We start from the raw sequence: 15,570 nt of genomic DNA, 5'->3' as shown, positions 1-15,570 counted from the left end.
AGTAACCGCAGCGTGTCTTCGCGTATCTGGGTTCTTCTCCTGGGGTTCGTGCTGCGGAGTGGAGTCGCCCTCGCAGAGGCCGATTCCGCGGTTTCAGTGCAGGCGATCCGCCGCATTGAGCTGCTGCCGGAAGGTGTTCAGGCAGCGCCGGAGATTATTGTTAGCCCTGGCCTCTCAACCGGTCTGTTCTTCGACGCTGAGCTTGTGCGCGATGCGGTGACGCTAGAGGGCCGTGAGTCCTTTTCCATTTTGGATGCAGGGCAAACCGTAATTCGTGTGATGCCATCATCGAAGGTTGCCCCGGGCGAACGGTTTCTTCTGACGGTTCGCTTCCGAGATGGTGCAGCGCCTGCGAACGCGTCGTTCCTGCTGAAGGTGCATCCCGCGAGAGCAGAGCCTCTAGTCGAGGTGTATCGCGAGAAGAGGACAATAGAGACGTATCAGCAGGAAGCGCGGGAAGCTCGCGCGGTTGCGTTGCGTTACCAAGAAGAGAATGCTCGACTGATTGCTGAGCGTGCTGCGCCCGGTGGGCTGACAGGGCTCATTTCTACAGGGGCCATGGATGCTGAGGGTGTGTCAGTACGCATCTTGAGCAAAGCAATCTCCCAGGTGTCTGGCAGTGGCGTCGAGGCAACCAAGCTCCAGGCCTACCGCTCTACTTGGCGGGTGGCGGTGGAGGTATGGCTCTCCGTGAAAGCTGGTGCCCCGCCGTGGACGGCAATAGGCGCGACGCTTAAGAGCAAGACAGGTGAGGAGCTGAAGGTTTTGCGAGTGTGGCAGAGGGAGCCCATCACCCCCGGCGTTTCAGGTCTTGTCGTTGTGGAGGCCGAATCCACTCTGGCGTCATCCCGAGCAACCTTCGCCCTGAAGCTATGGGAGGAGGCCGGCCCCCGCACCGTTACACTCGGGAACGTGACGTTCCCATAGCGCCTTCCGCTAACGACACGCTAACGACGTCGGGTAGACTCATGCGGACGCGTGTGGACGAGTCCGGTACTGCCAAGGTGGCAGTACGGGGGCGTAACCCCTCGGAAGTATTGGCGGTAGGGCACGGGAATCGAACTCGCCAGGGACTGCTCTCGCAGCCCCTCACCGGTTTTGAAGGCGAGTTCTAGCCCAGAGGCCATCAGAGGGAAAACGCCCCCATCTAGCCCTTGGAACGCACCGGTAACGCACCGGTAACGCACCGAGGGACAAATGGGAGCGAAGTGGGTCGGGAAGTGGCAGGGCGGCCGGGTTCGAGAGGTTGCAGGTCGCATGGTGTGGGTCATCGAGCGCCAATGGGCGGGCCGCCGATTCGGGGTGGCCCTGGACGCTAGGAGCGAACGGGAGGCGCTAGCGGAACTCGCGCTCTGGGAGCGCAATCCGGACGGCTACCGCACGCGGCGGCAGGCGGCGGCCGACGATGCGCCGGTCCGGATCGATGAGGAGGTGCTGGCGGGCTTGATGGCGCACCTCACCGAAAAGGGTCGGAGCCGGGACTACCGGCGCGACGTTCGGAACTACCTGGCGGCCTGGGCCGATGTTCTTGGCGGGCGGGACCTGCGCAAGGTTCAACTCCGCGAGTTGCGCCGGCACCTCTCCGAATGGGAGACGGCGCGGAAGAGTCGCATCATCGCACTGAAGACGCTGACCGCGTGGCTCCGCGAGGAAGACAGGCTCAAGCCGGCCGAGGACCCAACGTTGGAACTCAGGGTTCCGCCTTCCGTAGCCGAGAAGGGACGGCGAACGAAGGGCTACCCCATGAAGTTGGTGGAGCGCTTCTATGCCGCCATCAAAAGCCAAGCGGTCCGGGACGTCCTTTGTCTTCGAGCGAAGACGGGGATGCACGACTCCGAAATTGGGCGGATTGCTTCTGGATCTGGAGTGCTGCTGGAGGTGAAAGACCCTTGTGGCATTTGGGGGACCGTCAGCTTTCGCCACAAGAATGGCCGCGTGCACGTTGTCAGCTTGGACGCGCAGGGATTCGCAGCTGCACAGCGGCTCCAGGCTCGGAAGAGTTCTCCTCGCAGAAATACCGTCCGCGAAAGCATCGGCTATGCAGCGGCCCGGCTCCGGAAGACGGTTCAGGACGACGAGGTGATGCCCATCAATCCTGGCGAGCTGCGGCACTGCTTCGCGACATGGTCAGCTGAGTGCGGGCAGGTCGTGAAGCCAACCTCGGGCGGCGTGCCGGTAGAGATGGTGGCCGCTGTCATGGGGCACCTGAGCACTCGGACGACCAAGCTCTTTTACGAGGGCGTGCAGGTGCCTCCGATGATCGTCTTCCCATTGCGGCTGGAGCATCCTGACGACCCTGGCAACGTCAACGCGGAGTCCCGTCAGGTCGCTTGATGCCGCCGTCCAAGGGGACGGTGCGAAGGGCCGCCGCGCGACGCCTGGAGCGCGTCGCGCGGCGCTGGACGGGCATGGGGAGCGACGTGCCGACCTTCAGGACCGCCAGGACGGATGCGGTGACGAGCGTTGTCTCCCGCCCAAACCGGGGTGCACGAACGAGGCGCCCCTCCTTCAGCAGCGCGAAGACACGAGCGCGGCTGCAATGCAGCAGTTCCGCCGCGCGCTCCACGGTCACGGCAGGGCCATCGAGCCCCGGGCCGGTCGGTGGCGTGGCCATGGTCACCTCGGGAAGACACGGCGAGGCGCGAGACGGCCGAGGGCGTGGAGCCCGATGCCGATGGCGTCCCAGACGTTGTGGTGGAGGTCCTTCGCGGCTGGCAGCTCGACGCGAAGGTGCTCGGTGGAGTCCAGGCGCTGTTTGATGCGCTCGATGAACGCGTCCGCGTCGAGGGTGCCCTTCCAGTCCCGTGGGAAGACGCTCCGGCGCCCCGTAACGGGCGCCAGCGCGCCCCCGAGCGTGCCGACAATACCGGCAAGCTGGATGAGGTCGTTCTGGTCGCCCCGCTGGTGCGCGGCGGCGTAGACGCGGGGCAACTCGATGACGAGTTGGAAGGGCTCGTCCAGAACGCGTGGGCGCAGCCAGGTCTGCACCGCTCCGGCCATGGCCGCCCAGGAAGCTAGGGAGAGCGCGCCGTGGGCGGGCTCGGGGTTCTTCGGCAGTCCCGCGCAGAAAAGGGAAGCGGAGGGGACGTCGAAGAGGGCGACACCGCAATGCCGAAGCCCAGGGTCGATGGAGACGAGCTTCATGGCGTCGCCTCGTCGCAGCCCTGCTGCATGGCGTGCTCAAGGCGCGCCTTCGCAAGCGCCAGGTATTCAGGCTCCCGCTCAATGCCGACGAACTCGAAGCCCTCGGCGAGTGCCGCGACGCCCGTCGTGCCGCTACCCGCGAAGAGGTCGAGCACGGTGCCACCCGGGGGGGTCACCAGCCGGCACAGCCACCGCATGAGCGCGATGGACTTCACGGTGGGATGGGTGTTGCGCCCGGTGCCCGCGTGTCGTTCCGAGCGCGAGGGCTTGGCCACGTAGAAGAACCGCGACACCTCGTCGGACAGGAGCGCGGCAGCTTCCTCGTCAAACGTGACGTGGGCCGGCCAGCGCTCCTTTCCATCACCGGAGACGCGGCACGCCGCGATGTTGAGGGCCCCGGTGCCGTGGCTCAGGACGTTCGCGGCCACGGTGCCGGTGAGTGGCTTGCGCGCGAGAATCCAGTGCTCCGCAGCGGGCTTGAGGGCGGTGCCCCATCCCTGCCATTGGCGTGCAGCCTCCGTGGCGGGTTCGTCGCGTCGCTCCTTGGGCGCGAGGTTCGCGTTGAGTCCGTTCCTGGCGCGCCAGCGCTGGCCGCCCGCCGCGTTGTCGTGCTGACCCGTGACGGCCCGCTGGAACCAGTTGGGGCCCGGCTTGCCCTTCTGCTCGATGATGCGCTCCGCAGTCGAGCGGATAGGCTCTGGCACCTCGGCGACGCCAAGAAGCTTGAGGAGCGTCGGCCAGTATTGTTCGTGCGGCACGTAGGGCTGAGCGGCCTGGCTCGTCCAGTGACCGGCCATCCCGTTCATGCCGAACGCCGCATCGATTTGCGCATTCGTCAGGCCGGCCTTGTCCCGCATCTCCGCAATCCAGCGGGTGACGACGAGCACCTCGGCACGGTTGTCCTTCTGCTTGTCGATGGCCTGGGCAACGTCGAGCGACTTCGGCAGGCCCGTGCCGAAGAGGTGCATGAGAATGTCGCGCACCTCGAAGCCCGCGTCCTCAAGCGCGGTTGCTGTCCAGTGCGACGTGCGCGGCAATGCCCAGACGAGAGCATGCCCTCCGGGTTTGAGGACGCGGAAGGCTTCCCGCATGACACTCGCGAGCCAGGACACCCACGGGGCGCGGCCTCCTCGGTCGCTATCCCATTCCTTGTCCATGAGCCCGATGCCGGCCGGTGGATCCGTGACAATGGCATCGATGCTGTCAGGGGCCAGCACCTGGGCGACGTGTGCGGCATCACCCTGAAACAGTGCGATTCGTTCCGTGAGGAGTTCGGTCTTCACCACACTGGAATGGGGGCAGGGCGCGCTGGCGATTTACGCCGCGCCCCTCGCCTCTGGCTCCCACACCAGAAAGCGCCCTGCAGCGTCGCGCACGGTGGCTGCGTCCTTCGAGAGCACGCGCGACAGGGCAGGCTCCGCCTCAATGGCATCGGCGAGATCCGGAGTCGTCTCACGCATAGCCTGCCGCATGAGGTGCGCCATGCGCTCGGCGGCGTCGTGCAGCCGGTTGGGGCAGTCTGCGCGTAGCTCCGCCACCAACTCGTCGTGCACCATGAGGACGAGCCGGGAGCCCCAGAGAGGGGAGCGCCGGGCCGTATACATCTCGCGGGCGACGCGCCAGGTGGCCAGCTTCGCGCCCACGGCGCCAAGGGCCTGAAAGGGCGTGTTGAGCCACTGCGTGTAGCCGCACCCGCCCCGGAGGATGTTGGCCCCGGGAATGAGCACGCCCACGAGCTGCCCGCCGTAGGTGAGGCGGCTGGCGCGGGAGAACAGTTCCCGCTGCTCGGGCCATGCGTCCAGCCACCTGTCGCCATAGCGCTGGGAGACTTCCACGCACGCGGCGCAGACCATCTTCACCTTGCCCTGGACGCGCACTGGCACGCGCTCCACGCCGCACGTTTCCGCCACCTTGGCCAACAGGCAGAAGCGGACGTCGTCCTTCGCGCGCGCGTGGTAGGCCATGGCGCCAGCGCCCATGCCGCCGCCCTTGCCGAAATTGAAGACCTTGGCCAGCGCGCGGAAGGACGTGGCGGTGGCGTCCTTCGCCTTCACACGCGACAGCAGGGCGGCGTAGCTCTCCCCCAGGAATGTCGCAGCGGCGGACGTGTGGACGTCTTCCTTGGACAGCAGCGCCTCCGCCATGCGCGACCAGCCCACGTCCCAAATGGCCCGCTGAGCCATGGTGCGCAGCTCCAGGCCCGCGTAGTCCACGGAGCAGTAGGCGAAGCCAGGGCGGGCCTCGTGGCACTCGCGGACGCCGCCTTTCTGGGGGAGTTGCTGGTAGTCGCTAGAGACGCGCGTCGTGGAGACGAGGACGTTGAAGCGCGGGTTGAGGGGCACTGCGACGCCGGCTTCCAGCTTGCCCAGGTAGGTGGAGCGGTACTTGTCCACCTTGCCGGCCTTGCCCAGTTCCTCCAGTAGCGGGTCGCCCGAATCGATGAGCGTGTCCCTGTCGGTGGCTACCTGGCCGTCCGGAAAGCGCTCCGAGGGCGAGGTGACGGGCGGAGTGCCGTTGTAGGCGGCGGAGACGAGCGCGGAGAGACGTTTCGAGTCCTTGGACCCGTCGGGCCGGAAGATGCCCGCTGCGAGGAAGCGGGTCCGGTTGGCGCTCCACTCCGCCTCCACTCGCTGCCGAAGCTCCGCGACGCGCCCACCGTTGGTGCGCAGCCCCCAAATGGAAGCGAAGTGCAGCGCCAGGGCGGCACGGACCTGGTCGCCTTCCGCGTGAAGGTTGCCGCCGTTGGGGACGGTGGCCGCGACGCGCTCTTGGGCGAGGTGGACGTCCAGGGTGAAGCGGGCGTCCCGCTTTGGGTAGGCCACGGCGGCGGCGGGCCACTGCTCCAGCGGCACGCCGTCGAGTTCCGCGTAGCGCAGGCGCCACGCGTCCGTGGCCTTCTTCTCCGCGCTGATGTCGAGGCCCAGATGGCGCTTCACCAGCAGGGAGAGCGGATAGCGGGCGCCCTCGTCGTCGCCCAGCTGGCGGCCCGTCTCCGGAACCACGCCGTGCAGCCCTCGGGCGATGTCGATGAGCGCCTCGCGGATGGCGATGTCGTGAAGTCGTCCGGTTTCGGCAGCGTCAAAGACGGCGTCTACGAGCCGCGCGTCGTGCGCGCACATGACGCCCAGGTCGTAGGCGAGATTGGCGCCCGTCAGGTGGATGCCTGGGGCGGAGAGGGCATCCCGGAACCAGTCTCGTGCCTGGGCTGCGGAGAGGAGGCGCTCGCTGTCCGGTTCCGCGTGCGCGATGGAGGCGCAGACGAGCGGCGGGGCGAGGAGGCCAGGTTGAATCAGGTGCGTCTCAGTGTCGAAGCTGAAAAGGGAGGTGGGCACAACACGAAGAGGCCCGTGTCGTGGGCCAGCCGTGGCGGTAGGGGAGTCGCGCCAGGTGCTCAGCAGCTTTGGGGGAAGGGACTACTTAGGCCAGGGCGACGGCGAGGGCCGGCAGCTTCGCCTCGGCGCGCTTCGCTTCGATGGCGGCCAACTCGTCGTCCGTGGGGATGACGGTGCTCCAGCGGTAGCCCTCGATGACCTTCCCGGGCTTGCCGTCCTGCTCGGGCAGCGTCTTGGGGAAGACCTCGCAGTCGATGAGGAGGAAGGCCCCGGCCTGCTTGTCGCCCGTGAACTTGGCGAGCTGCTCCAGGGACAGCTCCTGCTCCTCGGCGCCGGTCAGGGCCATGATGAAGGCCTTGAAGCGCCCGCCGCCGTTCTTCTTCGCCTCGGAGAGCTTCTCGACGTAGGAGGCCACCATTCCGATGCGGCTGGGCTCGCTGGCGGGCTGCGTTCGCTCGGCGGACACCACCTTCAGCTCAGCGATGGCTGACAGGCCCTTGAAGCCGTCCTTGGTTCGGATGGACTGCACTTCCAGCCGGTAGCGGCCGGCCTTGAGGTACTGCGCGCCGAGCGCCGCCTGGGCGCTGACGATTCGAGAGAGTGCTGCGTTGCTCATGTCCCGTTACTCCCATTGCGGTAGGACGTCGAAGGGTGTCTCCACCACTTAAATGGGGGCAGTCTCTAGAAGTGACACACGGAGTGGGATGGCCTGTAGCGATTCGCCGTGAGGCGAAGCAGTTGCAAATTCTCCGACTAGAGTACAGCCACAGACCTATTGAGGTGATCCGGTCCAACTTGTGCGCAGACTCCCCGGGGTCATGAGTGACTCCGCGCGAGTTTGGTCCGCATCATGAAGTCATTGGTTCTAAAGTAGCCAAACTTCGGCCAGCCTGGGAGTATGCTGGCGCACACGGGTGGGCACTTGGGGGCTCGAAGATTGTGGACAGTGTGACTCGTAGGCGGGAGCTAATTCAAATTTGGCTGGGGGCCTTTTTTGTTTCTCGGCGTCATCCGGATTGAACGGGCGTCCGCGAAGCGAGAAAGAATTAATCGGCAATTTCGCAAGGCCCAATTGCCCCTCTCAGGATTGGAAGCGGAGCTAAGATGGCTTCAGAAACGGCCGACAAGTTCACGTACTTTGATTTCCAGATGTATGTTTTGCCGGGCGCAATCATGCTTACGGCTTTGTTTTTCATGTGGTCTATTGCTGGCAATGATCTCCCAGGTCTCCTTGGCGAAGGAGGGCTTTTTGCCAGTGTAATTTTCATCCTTGCCGCATTCGTGCTTGGGCATCTCGTTCAAGCTCTAGCCCACATGATTGTTGAGCCGCTTGTGAAGAGAGCGTTCTGGGGTGGTCAATTCCCATCGCAAATATCACTTTTTAATGGGCCTAAGCTTCTCACAAACACAGAGCGAATAAAGTATATCGAGCTTGCCAGGAGCACTAAAGCTGCAACAAACGATGTTGCGCAGATCTGGGAGTCGTCTTTAACTGTTGGGTGGTTCCGATGCGGCGGGCTGGATGATGACCGGAGTAAAAAAGGACTTGAGGTGGCTCAGTTCTTCTTTAATAGGGCACGACGTGCATTGGCTGACCATGAGGCTGGAAAAAGGATTGAGTCCGCCGAAGCGCATTATCAGTTCTTTCGGGGAAGTTCTATGGCGCTGCTGATTTCGGCAGCCATGTTGGCGTGTGAAGCCATGGTTCTCCCCAGTGAACAATTTATGCGGCCGGGAATTCTGAGCATAGAGCAGCGAGCTTGGATTGCAGCAATCGCCTCTCTGGGTGCCGCGACCGTCTTTGCTTGGAGGCTTAGGGGGGTTGGTCAGAATCTCGTTCGATTGATTCTTAGCAACTACGAGGTGATTTCAAGTGCGAGCGATCGGGGAGGCAAGTAGCAATGGGTACTCGGTTTAGGGCGTATCAGCTGGGAAATGAGGGTTCGTCGTTTAGTTATTTTTATAATGGATATTTCACACTAATTGAGGCTCGTCTAACCAGAGATAGCATCTCTAGTGTTCTTGCGGAGATGTTTGTGTGTGGCAAGGCTGAAATTGATTGTCTCCATATAACGAGTTGGGATCGCGACCATTGCAATCCCTCTGAGTTGGAGATTATTCTAAGGAGCCTTAAACCCAAGCGGATTGAAATTCCAGGTTGCGTCCCCCATACGGATAGTGCGGAAAGGTCGTTTGCGATAATTGAATTCTATCAGTCTTCCGGTGCGCGGGTCGCACAGTATAGTCCGTCGTTCATGGCAACTCTTGAAACTGCGGCTCCGTTGAAGCGGAATGACGTTGTGCTATGGCCATGGGAGGTAGGTGATTGTTCGAACGATAATTCTACTGCTAAGATTTTCAGAAAAGGGCGGTTTGCGGTGCTGAGTCTTGGCGATTTGGAAGATCCAGCCATTGCACGCAAAATCATGCTTGGCAATATCGTCCGAGCTGAAGTGGATGTGATGATTCTGGCTCACCATGGTGCTGCCAACGGCTTTACAAGTCGCGAGTTTCTTGAGGCGGTGAAGCCGCGGGTGGCGATTTGCTCGTCAAATTATGACAACCAATACGAGCATCCCGACCAAGAGATTCGCGATCTTCTTTTTGAGATGGATATTGACCTTTTTACGACAAAGACCGGTGATGTTGTTATTGAGTCTTTGGACGAGACAAGGAATACGTACAGGGTCACAAACTACATCGCCGGAGGGGAAGAAGTTTCGTCAGTGCGCGATTATCAATCGAAGACGTGGTGACATCGCGCGAAGTTTGGAATGCAAGTAGAAGCTTTTGCGGCTGTCCGTCGGTTTGCTGAATGAAGCGGGCTCGTTCCAGGGCTGTGGTGAAAGCTTCGCTGTAATCCCAAGTATGGAGGCATACCTCTATTTCGACGCAAGCCGCCCGCTGCCCAGGGCGATGCGTTCGCGCGAGGAGCTGCTCCCAAAGGGCCCCGTCTGACGGCGGGGTCGCCACGAGATTGCGGCAGAACTGCTGGAGGTTCTTCCCCGTCGCGTGGGCCTTAATGCTCGCGACGATGGACCGCTGTCCGGACTCTTGGAGGATGGCTTCGGACGCGGCCCGTCCTCCGCCGTAGAAGGGCACGCCAGCGGCGCGGGCGATGCGCTCCCCCAGTTCCGGAAACTCTACCCAGATGATTCCCACCTGGGTCCGCGCCCACTCCGCCGCATCCTGCACCAGGAAGTCTGACACCCACACGGCTTGGGGCTCGGGCTGCACCGCGTCGTGAATCCCCGCCCAATCCGTCCACATCGTCGCCTGCCACACCGGCTTGTCGCCCTCGTAGGCCGGCACCATGTGCGCGCGGATGGCGGCCTTGGTAAGCAGCCCTGGCGAATCCACGTGCTCTTGCCGCTCGCCCTTCAGCTCCTCCCAGACCTCCTTGTTCCAGGCCTTCCGCTTCGCGAACCACTCCTCGATCAGCTCCGGTGCCTCGCCCCGGGGGTAGCGCCAGCGGTGGTAGAATCCGGCCGACAGCTGCCGCGCGCAGGCCATGGCCTGGAGCTGCTCCTGGAACTGCTCGCCGTCAGGTCGCTCTCCACCGTGCGCAAGCTCGATGAGCGCCAGCAACTCGGCGGGCACCGGACCCGGGTAGCGCGGGCGGATGATGAGTGGCTTGTCCAGGGCACTCTCGTCCGTGGCGACGACGCCGCGCGTGTCGTTGCGGCGGCGCCGGAAGCCCTCGCGGACGTGCTCCTCGGGCTTGCACAGTCGTTCCAGGGCGCCTGGTGGGGCAATCACCTTGCCCGGGTCCAGGGCGGTGCCCCATTCCTCCACGACGTGATGGGCCAGCGGCAGGGGCGAGCCCTCGCGCAGAGCCAGCCGCGACAGGTGCGCGTAGTCCTTGATGCTCTTGGACGCGAACGTGCCGGACAGCGCCACGAGCCGCGTCTCAGGACGCTTCTCGAAGTAGCGGAGGAAGCGCCCGGTGCGCGAGGCCTTCGGGTCCTTGAGGTTGTGCGCCTCATTGAGGATGACGAGGTCCGGGCGGATGCGCTCCAGCAGGTCCGTCGCTTCCTGGCTGGAGAGCTTGTTGTAGGTGATGACGTGCAGCACCGGCAGGCCCGGACGGAACCAGCGTCCGCCCGCGAGGTTGGGGAGGCGCCAGTGCGCGCCGTAGTAGTCCCATTCCGCTGTGAACTGGGGCAGCAGGTTGGCGGGGATGAAGAGGCAGGCCACGCGGCAGCTTGGCATCGCCATGGGCATGAGGAAGGTGGTCAGCTCCTTGCCGTGCCCGGTGCCGATGGGCCCCAGCAACCCGCCCACGCGGGATGCCTCCAGCAGTGCCAGGGCCTGGACGCGCCGCAGCCGCGTGGGGCACGGACGGGCAGGGGACATTGACGCGCAGCCACACGGGCCTGCAGGGGCGCGCAGCTGGGCCTCCAGCGCCTCGACATCCGTTGCCGTGTAGGACGCGGCCAGGTCGCGGCGGGGCAGGGCGAGGATGCGGGCCAAGTCAGAGGACCAGCCCACGGGTGAGCGGCCCGTGCGCGAGTAGTTCTCGGCTACCTGAGGCACGTCGCTCGGGGGCAGGGATGGCGGCAGGGGCACGCCGAGGCGCTGGAGGAGCTTCACGGGCTGCCCTCGCTACCGGACGCCCCGGACGAAGTGCCCCGTGCCGCAAAGCGGCTCCAGGGCCTCCACGGTCACCTGCATCAGCTCGCTGCCGGCCACGCCCAGGGCGGCGTAGGTGCCGGACTCGGGCGGCTCCGCGCGGATGGTAGCGGCCAGGACGCCCTTCCACTTCCCGTAGGCCAGGGGTGAGTCGTTGGGGGCGACGCGGATGTCCACGACGCCGCACTCCTGCTCAATCTTCGCCACCATGCGGCCGACGTAGCCGGCCAGCGGCTCGACGGGGCAGTTGGGCACGCAGTCCACGAACAGGGACAGGCTGGCCTCGGCGGGACGTGTGGGCTCGCCAGCGCGGGTGGCCTCCATCTCCGACTTCGTCCGACGTTTGCGGCGCGGGGCCTCGTCGCTGGCCGCCTGGATGAGCTGCTCGGGCGCGGCGACGGACGCCAGGGCCGGGTTGCTCTTGGGGGCGTCCGGAGGCAGCACCGCCTCCAGCTCCGGTGCGACCTGGGCGGGCGCGGGTGGCGGCGTCACAGGGGCAAACGTGGTGGGCTGCGAGGGAGGAGTTTGGGGCTTGAGGATGCGATCCATCAGGGCCATGGGCTTGATTCCTTGTGACTGCGAGTTGAGGCACTGCGCCTGGAAGGAGCACCCGCCGTACTTCTGGCAGGCGCTCCAGGTGGGTTTGACCTGGCTAGGGGACGTGGCCCGCGCGACGTCGCGCATGCGGCGCGCCAGCGGCTCGACGTGCGTGTGCCACTCGTCGCGGACGTGCTCGACGCTGACGGTGGCGACGACGGAGCGGGCGAGCTTCGCGCCGTGGGTCTGGAAGTAGAGGTGCTCCAGCTCCAGCCGCTTCAGTCCCGGGAAGCGCTCGGCGGCGAGGACGGCCCAGTAGCCGTAGCCCACCATCTGGATGCCTGCGTCATGGGCTGCGGATGCAAGCTGCTCGGGCGTGGCGGCGTAGCTGGCAATGGACTTCGTTGTCTTGTGGTCCGTAACGCGCAGCACGCCCTCGGCGAGGCGTCGCGGGTTGACGAGGTCGATGTAGCCAGTGAGCGGGATGCCGTCCGCGAAGAGCGGGGATGGCTCGCCGAAGTGCTCCTCCACCAGGAGGTCGGGCCCTGGCGTGGGGAGCAGGTGCTTGCCGGACGCCGCGAAGGGGCCCAGCACGTCCTGTCCCGTGCGTAGGTAGTGCTCCAACTGGGCGTGAACTGCGGTGCCAAGGTCCCGGGCCTTGAGGGGCCGCTCAGGCAGCCGGAGGACCTTGGTGAAGAACCACGCGCGCTCGCAGAGGGCGAACTTCCGCAGCTGGGAGACAGACAGTCTGCGGAGGACGCCGCTTTCAACAGCGTGGCGTGTGACTTCTTCGGCGGAGTGACTCACCACCCATTTAATGGGGGCAACTTCCGGCTGTGGCTCCGATCGCAAGCGACGTGAAAATCTCGGGGACGGAGAGCCGCGCTGCCAAAGGGGCCAACAATCAGGCCATCTCAGCTTAGGCTATGCCAATGCGGGAGAAGCGCCGGAGCCTGCCCGCTTGGTTCAACGTCCCCTGAGGGAACCCGCAGTGAGACTGCCTGGCGGAGCATTGTGAAGCTTTTCGTGGCAGCCAAATTCCTTGTCTCGGTGAAGGGGGACTAAGTTTTCGGGAGAGTGAAGGTTGGAAACCCCTCGCCGCAGATGGTGAAAAGTAGCACCTGTGATTGCGCCAATCGGGACCTCGCAGAGCCAGCATCGTGCCCCCCACTGTCTGAAGCTCTTCTTTTTTTCGGTCTGCGTGGGGTTTGTGCGCCATTGGGAGGTTGATTGTTGCCAATATCTAATTTCTTGCGTGACTGCTTCTTCGGGTAGTCCAAATTTGCGTGCATGTTCGACCACAAATTCGGAGAGCGCCTTGTCGAGCAATTTGCGTTGAGTGTAGGTAAATCCTGTTTTGTAGGTCTTTTCCTTCATGGCTCAAGCTCCTTTCTTGGTGGGATGCGATTTGGTTGTTGTGCGTTGAGTGGTTTCTGGCTGGTGTGCGGCGATATGTTCCCATTTGTGTTCGTATTGCGTGAATTGTTTGTCCACGTTCTTTGGTTTGCTGCTGGGGTCTCGATAGCTGGCTCGAACGGTTATCGTTCGTGTTCCGCCCGGTCGGTCTACCTTCTTTTCATCAAGCAGCTTCGATACGTCCCTTTGAGGGATTACGAGGAAGATTGATGGTTTCTCGCCATTCAGAAGAACAATCACGAGAACGTCGAATTTGGCGCTAGGTCTTATTTGGGTGGAAATTTTTTGGGGCCAGTCGACGGATTTTACTGATACGCGAAGCGGTGCGCTTCGGTTGTGCAGGATTACTCCGATGTCCCAGTCGCGCTGTGTTTTTCCGAGGGCAAGATATGCCTCTATTTTTCTTTTTAATAGCTCCCCAAGCACAAGAAATTCACCCGCGTTGCCATGGAATCTCTTGGTCTCTTCTGGACTGCCTGCATGTGTCGTGGTCGATTCACTCATTCTAAGCCTCGCTGGTTGCCACCGCTGTATCGAATGTCCCGCATGCTCTAGGATCCTGCCATGCCTCTATCTATCCCAGCGGGCGGTGCGGCATAGTTACTTCTAATGCAGCCTCGTGTGGGCGCCTGTCTCTTGGGAAGGTTTGCAGTTCAATCGTGCGTGGTCCAGTTCAACAGCTTCAAGAAGCCGGAGAGCTAATTGTGGGAGACTCGGGCTTCCAGTGCGGCAGATGCAGGGCCCCGCTCCTCAGGCGCGGTACGGAGCGCCTCAGGCACAACCCAGACTCGGCGTCGCACGGTGGCCACGCTCTGGATGCGCTTCCGGAAGCCGAGGTCACGCAGGACGCTAGCAATTTCCCTGTCCGTGGCCGCGTTGAGGTTGCCCTTCATGACGCCCAGCGCCTCCTCCGCCACCGTCAATAGGGGCACGTCCACTGGGCGCCGAGCAGGCGGCATGCGCAGGAGCCACTGGACGATGGCATCCCGCTTCCCATCGTTTGGCGTCTCGCTGCGTTCCTTCGCCTGGGACTCGGCGCGCGGGACTTCTTCCTCCGAGAGCCACCACTTCTCACCCGTTCGGAAGCGCGCCACGGCCTCCGCCCAGAGCTGCGCGCGGTCTGCCTTCAGTGCCTCGATGTCGATGGACGTGCAGCGCACCGGCCACCAGCGCCGATAACCGCTCGGGTCATTGCGCAGGTACTCCTCGCTGTTGGTGGTGCCAACGAAGACGCACCGCCGCGCAGTGCGCACCGTCACGCGCCCGTAGGGCGGCCGATACGTGTCCTCGCTGCGTGACACGTAGGCCTTGAGGGCCTGCACGTCCGCCGCGCGCCGGACGGCGTCCAGTTCCGCCAGCTCGATGATCCAGAACTGCGACGCGAGTGCGGCGGAGTCCTTGTGTCCGATGTCCAGCGTCGCGTCGCTGAACCACTCACCCGCCAGCACGCGGAAGGCCGTGGACTTCCGCAGCCCCTGGGCGCCCTCCAAGATGAGGACAGTGTCCACCTTGCAGCCCGGCCGCAGCGCCCGTGCCACGGCGCTGATGAGCCACTTGGGGCCGATGGTGCGTAGGTGCGTCATGTCGCCCGTGGCGCCCAGGTAGCGCTCCAGGAAGGTGTCGATGCGCGGCCTCCCATCCCAGGCGAGGCCCTCCAGGTAGTCGCGGAGCGGGTCGTAGGCGTTTGCGTGGGCCACCTGGCGAAGCACGTCGCGCACCTGGGCAGGGCGGGGCATCAGGCCCAGGCGCCCGTAGCTGCTGCCCTGGACCCAGACGGCAATCTCCGTGTCCAGGTCGTCCTGTCGCACGTCCGCGCGCAGGGGGCTGCCCGCGAACTCGATTTCCTTCGAGGTCTCGTTGAAGCGCAGCGTGCCCCGCCACTCGGGCGAGCGCAGCAGCACCATGGATAGGTTGGCCTCGCAGTTGCGCAGCTTCTTCTCCCCGTCTCGCGTCTCGTAGGTGAGCAGTTCCTTGCCCCATGCCTCCGGCGTTTCCTGCCCCTCGTCCACGGTCGGCAGCTTCTCGGCGGACGTCGGTGCCCCCAGGGGCGTGCCGAGCAGGGCCACGAGGTCGTGGTTTGCCGCGAGCCGCTTCGCGTCGCGCTCAGCCTTACGTGCGCGGGCCCGGTGCAGCTTCTTTAGTGCCTCCGCCGCCAGGTGCTCCGTCCCCTGGCCCCAGTCCGTCGCGACGAAGGACGGGCGCAGCAGTTCCACGATGGCCGCGTCCGGCGTGTCGTTGGGAAGGCAGAAGGCCACGGTGCTCATGAGCTGCTGCAGGGACGTGTCCTGGCTGCCACGCGGTGCCAGGGGCTCGCCGCGAAGCGCCCGGCCCACGAGCGGCTTGTTCTCCGGTCGCGCGTGGCGGCGCAGCAGCGTGGCGAGGTGCTGCATGTCCACGGTGGCCAGCGGCGACGCCGGCGCAATGCTCGCGCGTGAAGGCGCCAGCAGGGCCTCCACGTCCAGCGGCTTGCCCACCGCGCTCTCCGCGAAGCACTCGGCACCCTCGGGCG

The 15,570-nt window shown here is 64.3% G+C and carries 13 protein-coding genes; 4 read left to right on the top strand and 9 right to left on the bottom strand.

Going from position 1 to position 15,570, the window contains the following annotated elements; all coding sequences use genetic code 11:
* Positions 1-12 precede the first annotated feature (12 nt).
* Together D7X99_RS11055 and D7X99_RS11050 are read left to right on the top strand one after the other, a co-directional pair.
* Entirely contained in the window at positions 13-927 is a 915-nt protein-coding gene (locus tag D7X99_RS11055) for a DUF2381 family protein (protein WP_121777742.1), read from the top strand.
* Positions 928-1,257: 330 nt separating this feature from the next.
* Entirely contained in the window at positions 1,258-2,334 is a 1,077-nt protein-coding gene (locus D7X99_RS11050; RefSeq protein ID WP_216671973.1) for a site-specific integrase, read from the top strand.
* Between the two features lie 282 nt (positions 2,335-2,616).
* On the opposite strand, the gene D7X99_RS11045 is transcribed toward D7X99_RS11050, so the two are convergent.
* From D7X99_RS11045 to D7X99_RS11030, 4 genes are all read right to left on the bottom strand, one after another.
* The gene (locus D7X99_RS11045) at positions 2,617-3,144 is read right to left on the bottom strand and encodes a hypothetical protein (RefSeq protein ID WP_121777741.1); all 528 of its coding nucleotides are present in this window, start codon (positions 3,142-3,144) and stop codon (positions 2,617-2,619) included.
* Positions 3,141-4,427 (bottom strand): DNA methyltransferase, encoded by a 1,287-nt coding sequence (locus D7X99_RS11040; RefSeq protein WP_121777802.1) that lies wholly within the window; start codon positions 4,425-4,427, stop codon positions 3,141-3,143. Before D7X99_RS11040 ends, D7X99_RS11045 begins: the two co-directional genes overlap by 4 nt.
* A gap of 33 nt (positions 4,428-4,460) precedes the next feature.
* A complete protein-coding gene (locus D7X99_RS11035; RefSeq protein ID WP_121777740.1) occupies positions 4,461-6,476 on the bottom strand; it encodes a DNA polymerase in 2,016 nt (671 codons plus the stop codon).
* A gap of 85 nt (positions 6,477-6,561) precedes the next feature.
* Positions 6,562-7,092, bottom strand: a complete 531-nt coding sequence (locus D7X99_RS11030; protein ID WP_121777739.1) for a hypothetical protein — start codon at positions 7,090-7,092, stop codon at positions 6,562-6,564.
* Positions 7,093-7,580: 488 nt separating this feature from the next.
* Here D7X99_RS11030 and D7X99_RS42285 point away from each other — a divergent pair, with 488 nt between their 5' ends.
* Together D7X99_RS42285 and D7X99_RS42280 are read left to right on the top strand one after the other, a co-directional pair.
* Positions 7,581-8,375 (top strand): hypothetical protein, encoded by a 795-nt coding sequence (locus tag D7X99_RS42285; protein WP_147476119.1) that lies wholly within the window; start codon positions 7,581-7,583, stop codon positions 8,373-8,375.
* Positions 8,376-8,731: 356 nt separating this feature from the next.
* Complete coding sequence (locus D7X99_RS42280) at positions 8,732-9,232, top strand: ComEC/Rec2 family competence protein (RefSeq protein ID WP_147476118.1); 501 nt, start codon at positions 8,732-8,734, stop codon at positions 9,230-9,232.
* On the opposite strand, the gene D7X99_RS11025 is transcribed toward D7X99_RS42280, so the two are convergent.
* The 5 genes from D7X99_RS11025 to D7X99_RS44440 all read right to left on the bottom strand — a co-directional run.
* Positions 9,165-11,069, bottom strand: coding sequence for a DEAD/DEAH box helicase family protein (locus D7X99_RS11025; protein ID WP_233613291.1), 1,905 nt, complete (start codon positions 11,067-11,069; stop codon positions 9,165-9,167). The genes D7X99_RS42280 and D7X99_RS11025 overlap by 68 nt on opposite strands.
* A 12-nt stretch (positions 11,070-11,081) precedes the next feature.
* Positions 11,082-12,452, bottom strand: coding sequence for a PD-(D/E)XK nuclease family protein (locus D7X99_RS11020; protein ID WP_121777801.1), 1,371 nt, complete (start codon positions 12,450-12,452; stop codon positions 11,082-11,084).
* A gap of 159 nt (positions 12,453-12,611) precedes the next feature.
* The gene (locus tag D7X99_RS42275) at positions 12,612-13,022 is read right to left on the bottom strand and encodes a hypothetical protein (protein WP_147476117.1); all 411 of its coding nucleotides are present in this window, start codon (positions 13,020-13,022) and stop codon (positions 12,612-12,614) included.
* 3 nt (positions 13,023-13,025) lie between these two features.
* The gene (locus D7X99_RS42270; RefSeq protein WP_147476116.1) at positions 13,026-13,565 is read right to left on the bottom strand and encodes a hypothetical protein; all 540 of its coding nucleotides are present in this window, start codon (positions 13,563-13,565) and stop codon (positions 13,026-13,028) included.
* A gap of 194 nt (positions 13,566-13,759) precedes the next feature.
* The coding region (locus tag D7X99_RS44440) for a virulence-associated E family protein (protein ID WP_121777738.1) at positions 13,760-15,570 on the bottom strand (1,811 nt) is incomplete at its 5' end.

The sequence above is a fragment of the Corallococcus sp. AB032C genome (genome assembly GCF_003668935.1).
Lineage (GTDB): Bacteria > Myxococcota > Myxococcia > Myxococcales > Myxococcaceae > Corallococcus > Corallococcus exiguus.
The sequence above is the reverse complement of the archived record's forward strand: the minus strand, read 5'-3'. Positions and strand labels throughout refer to the sequence as shown.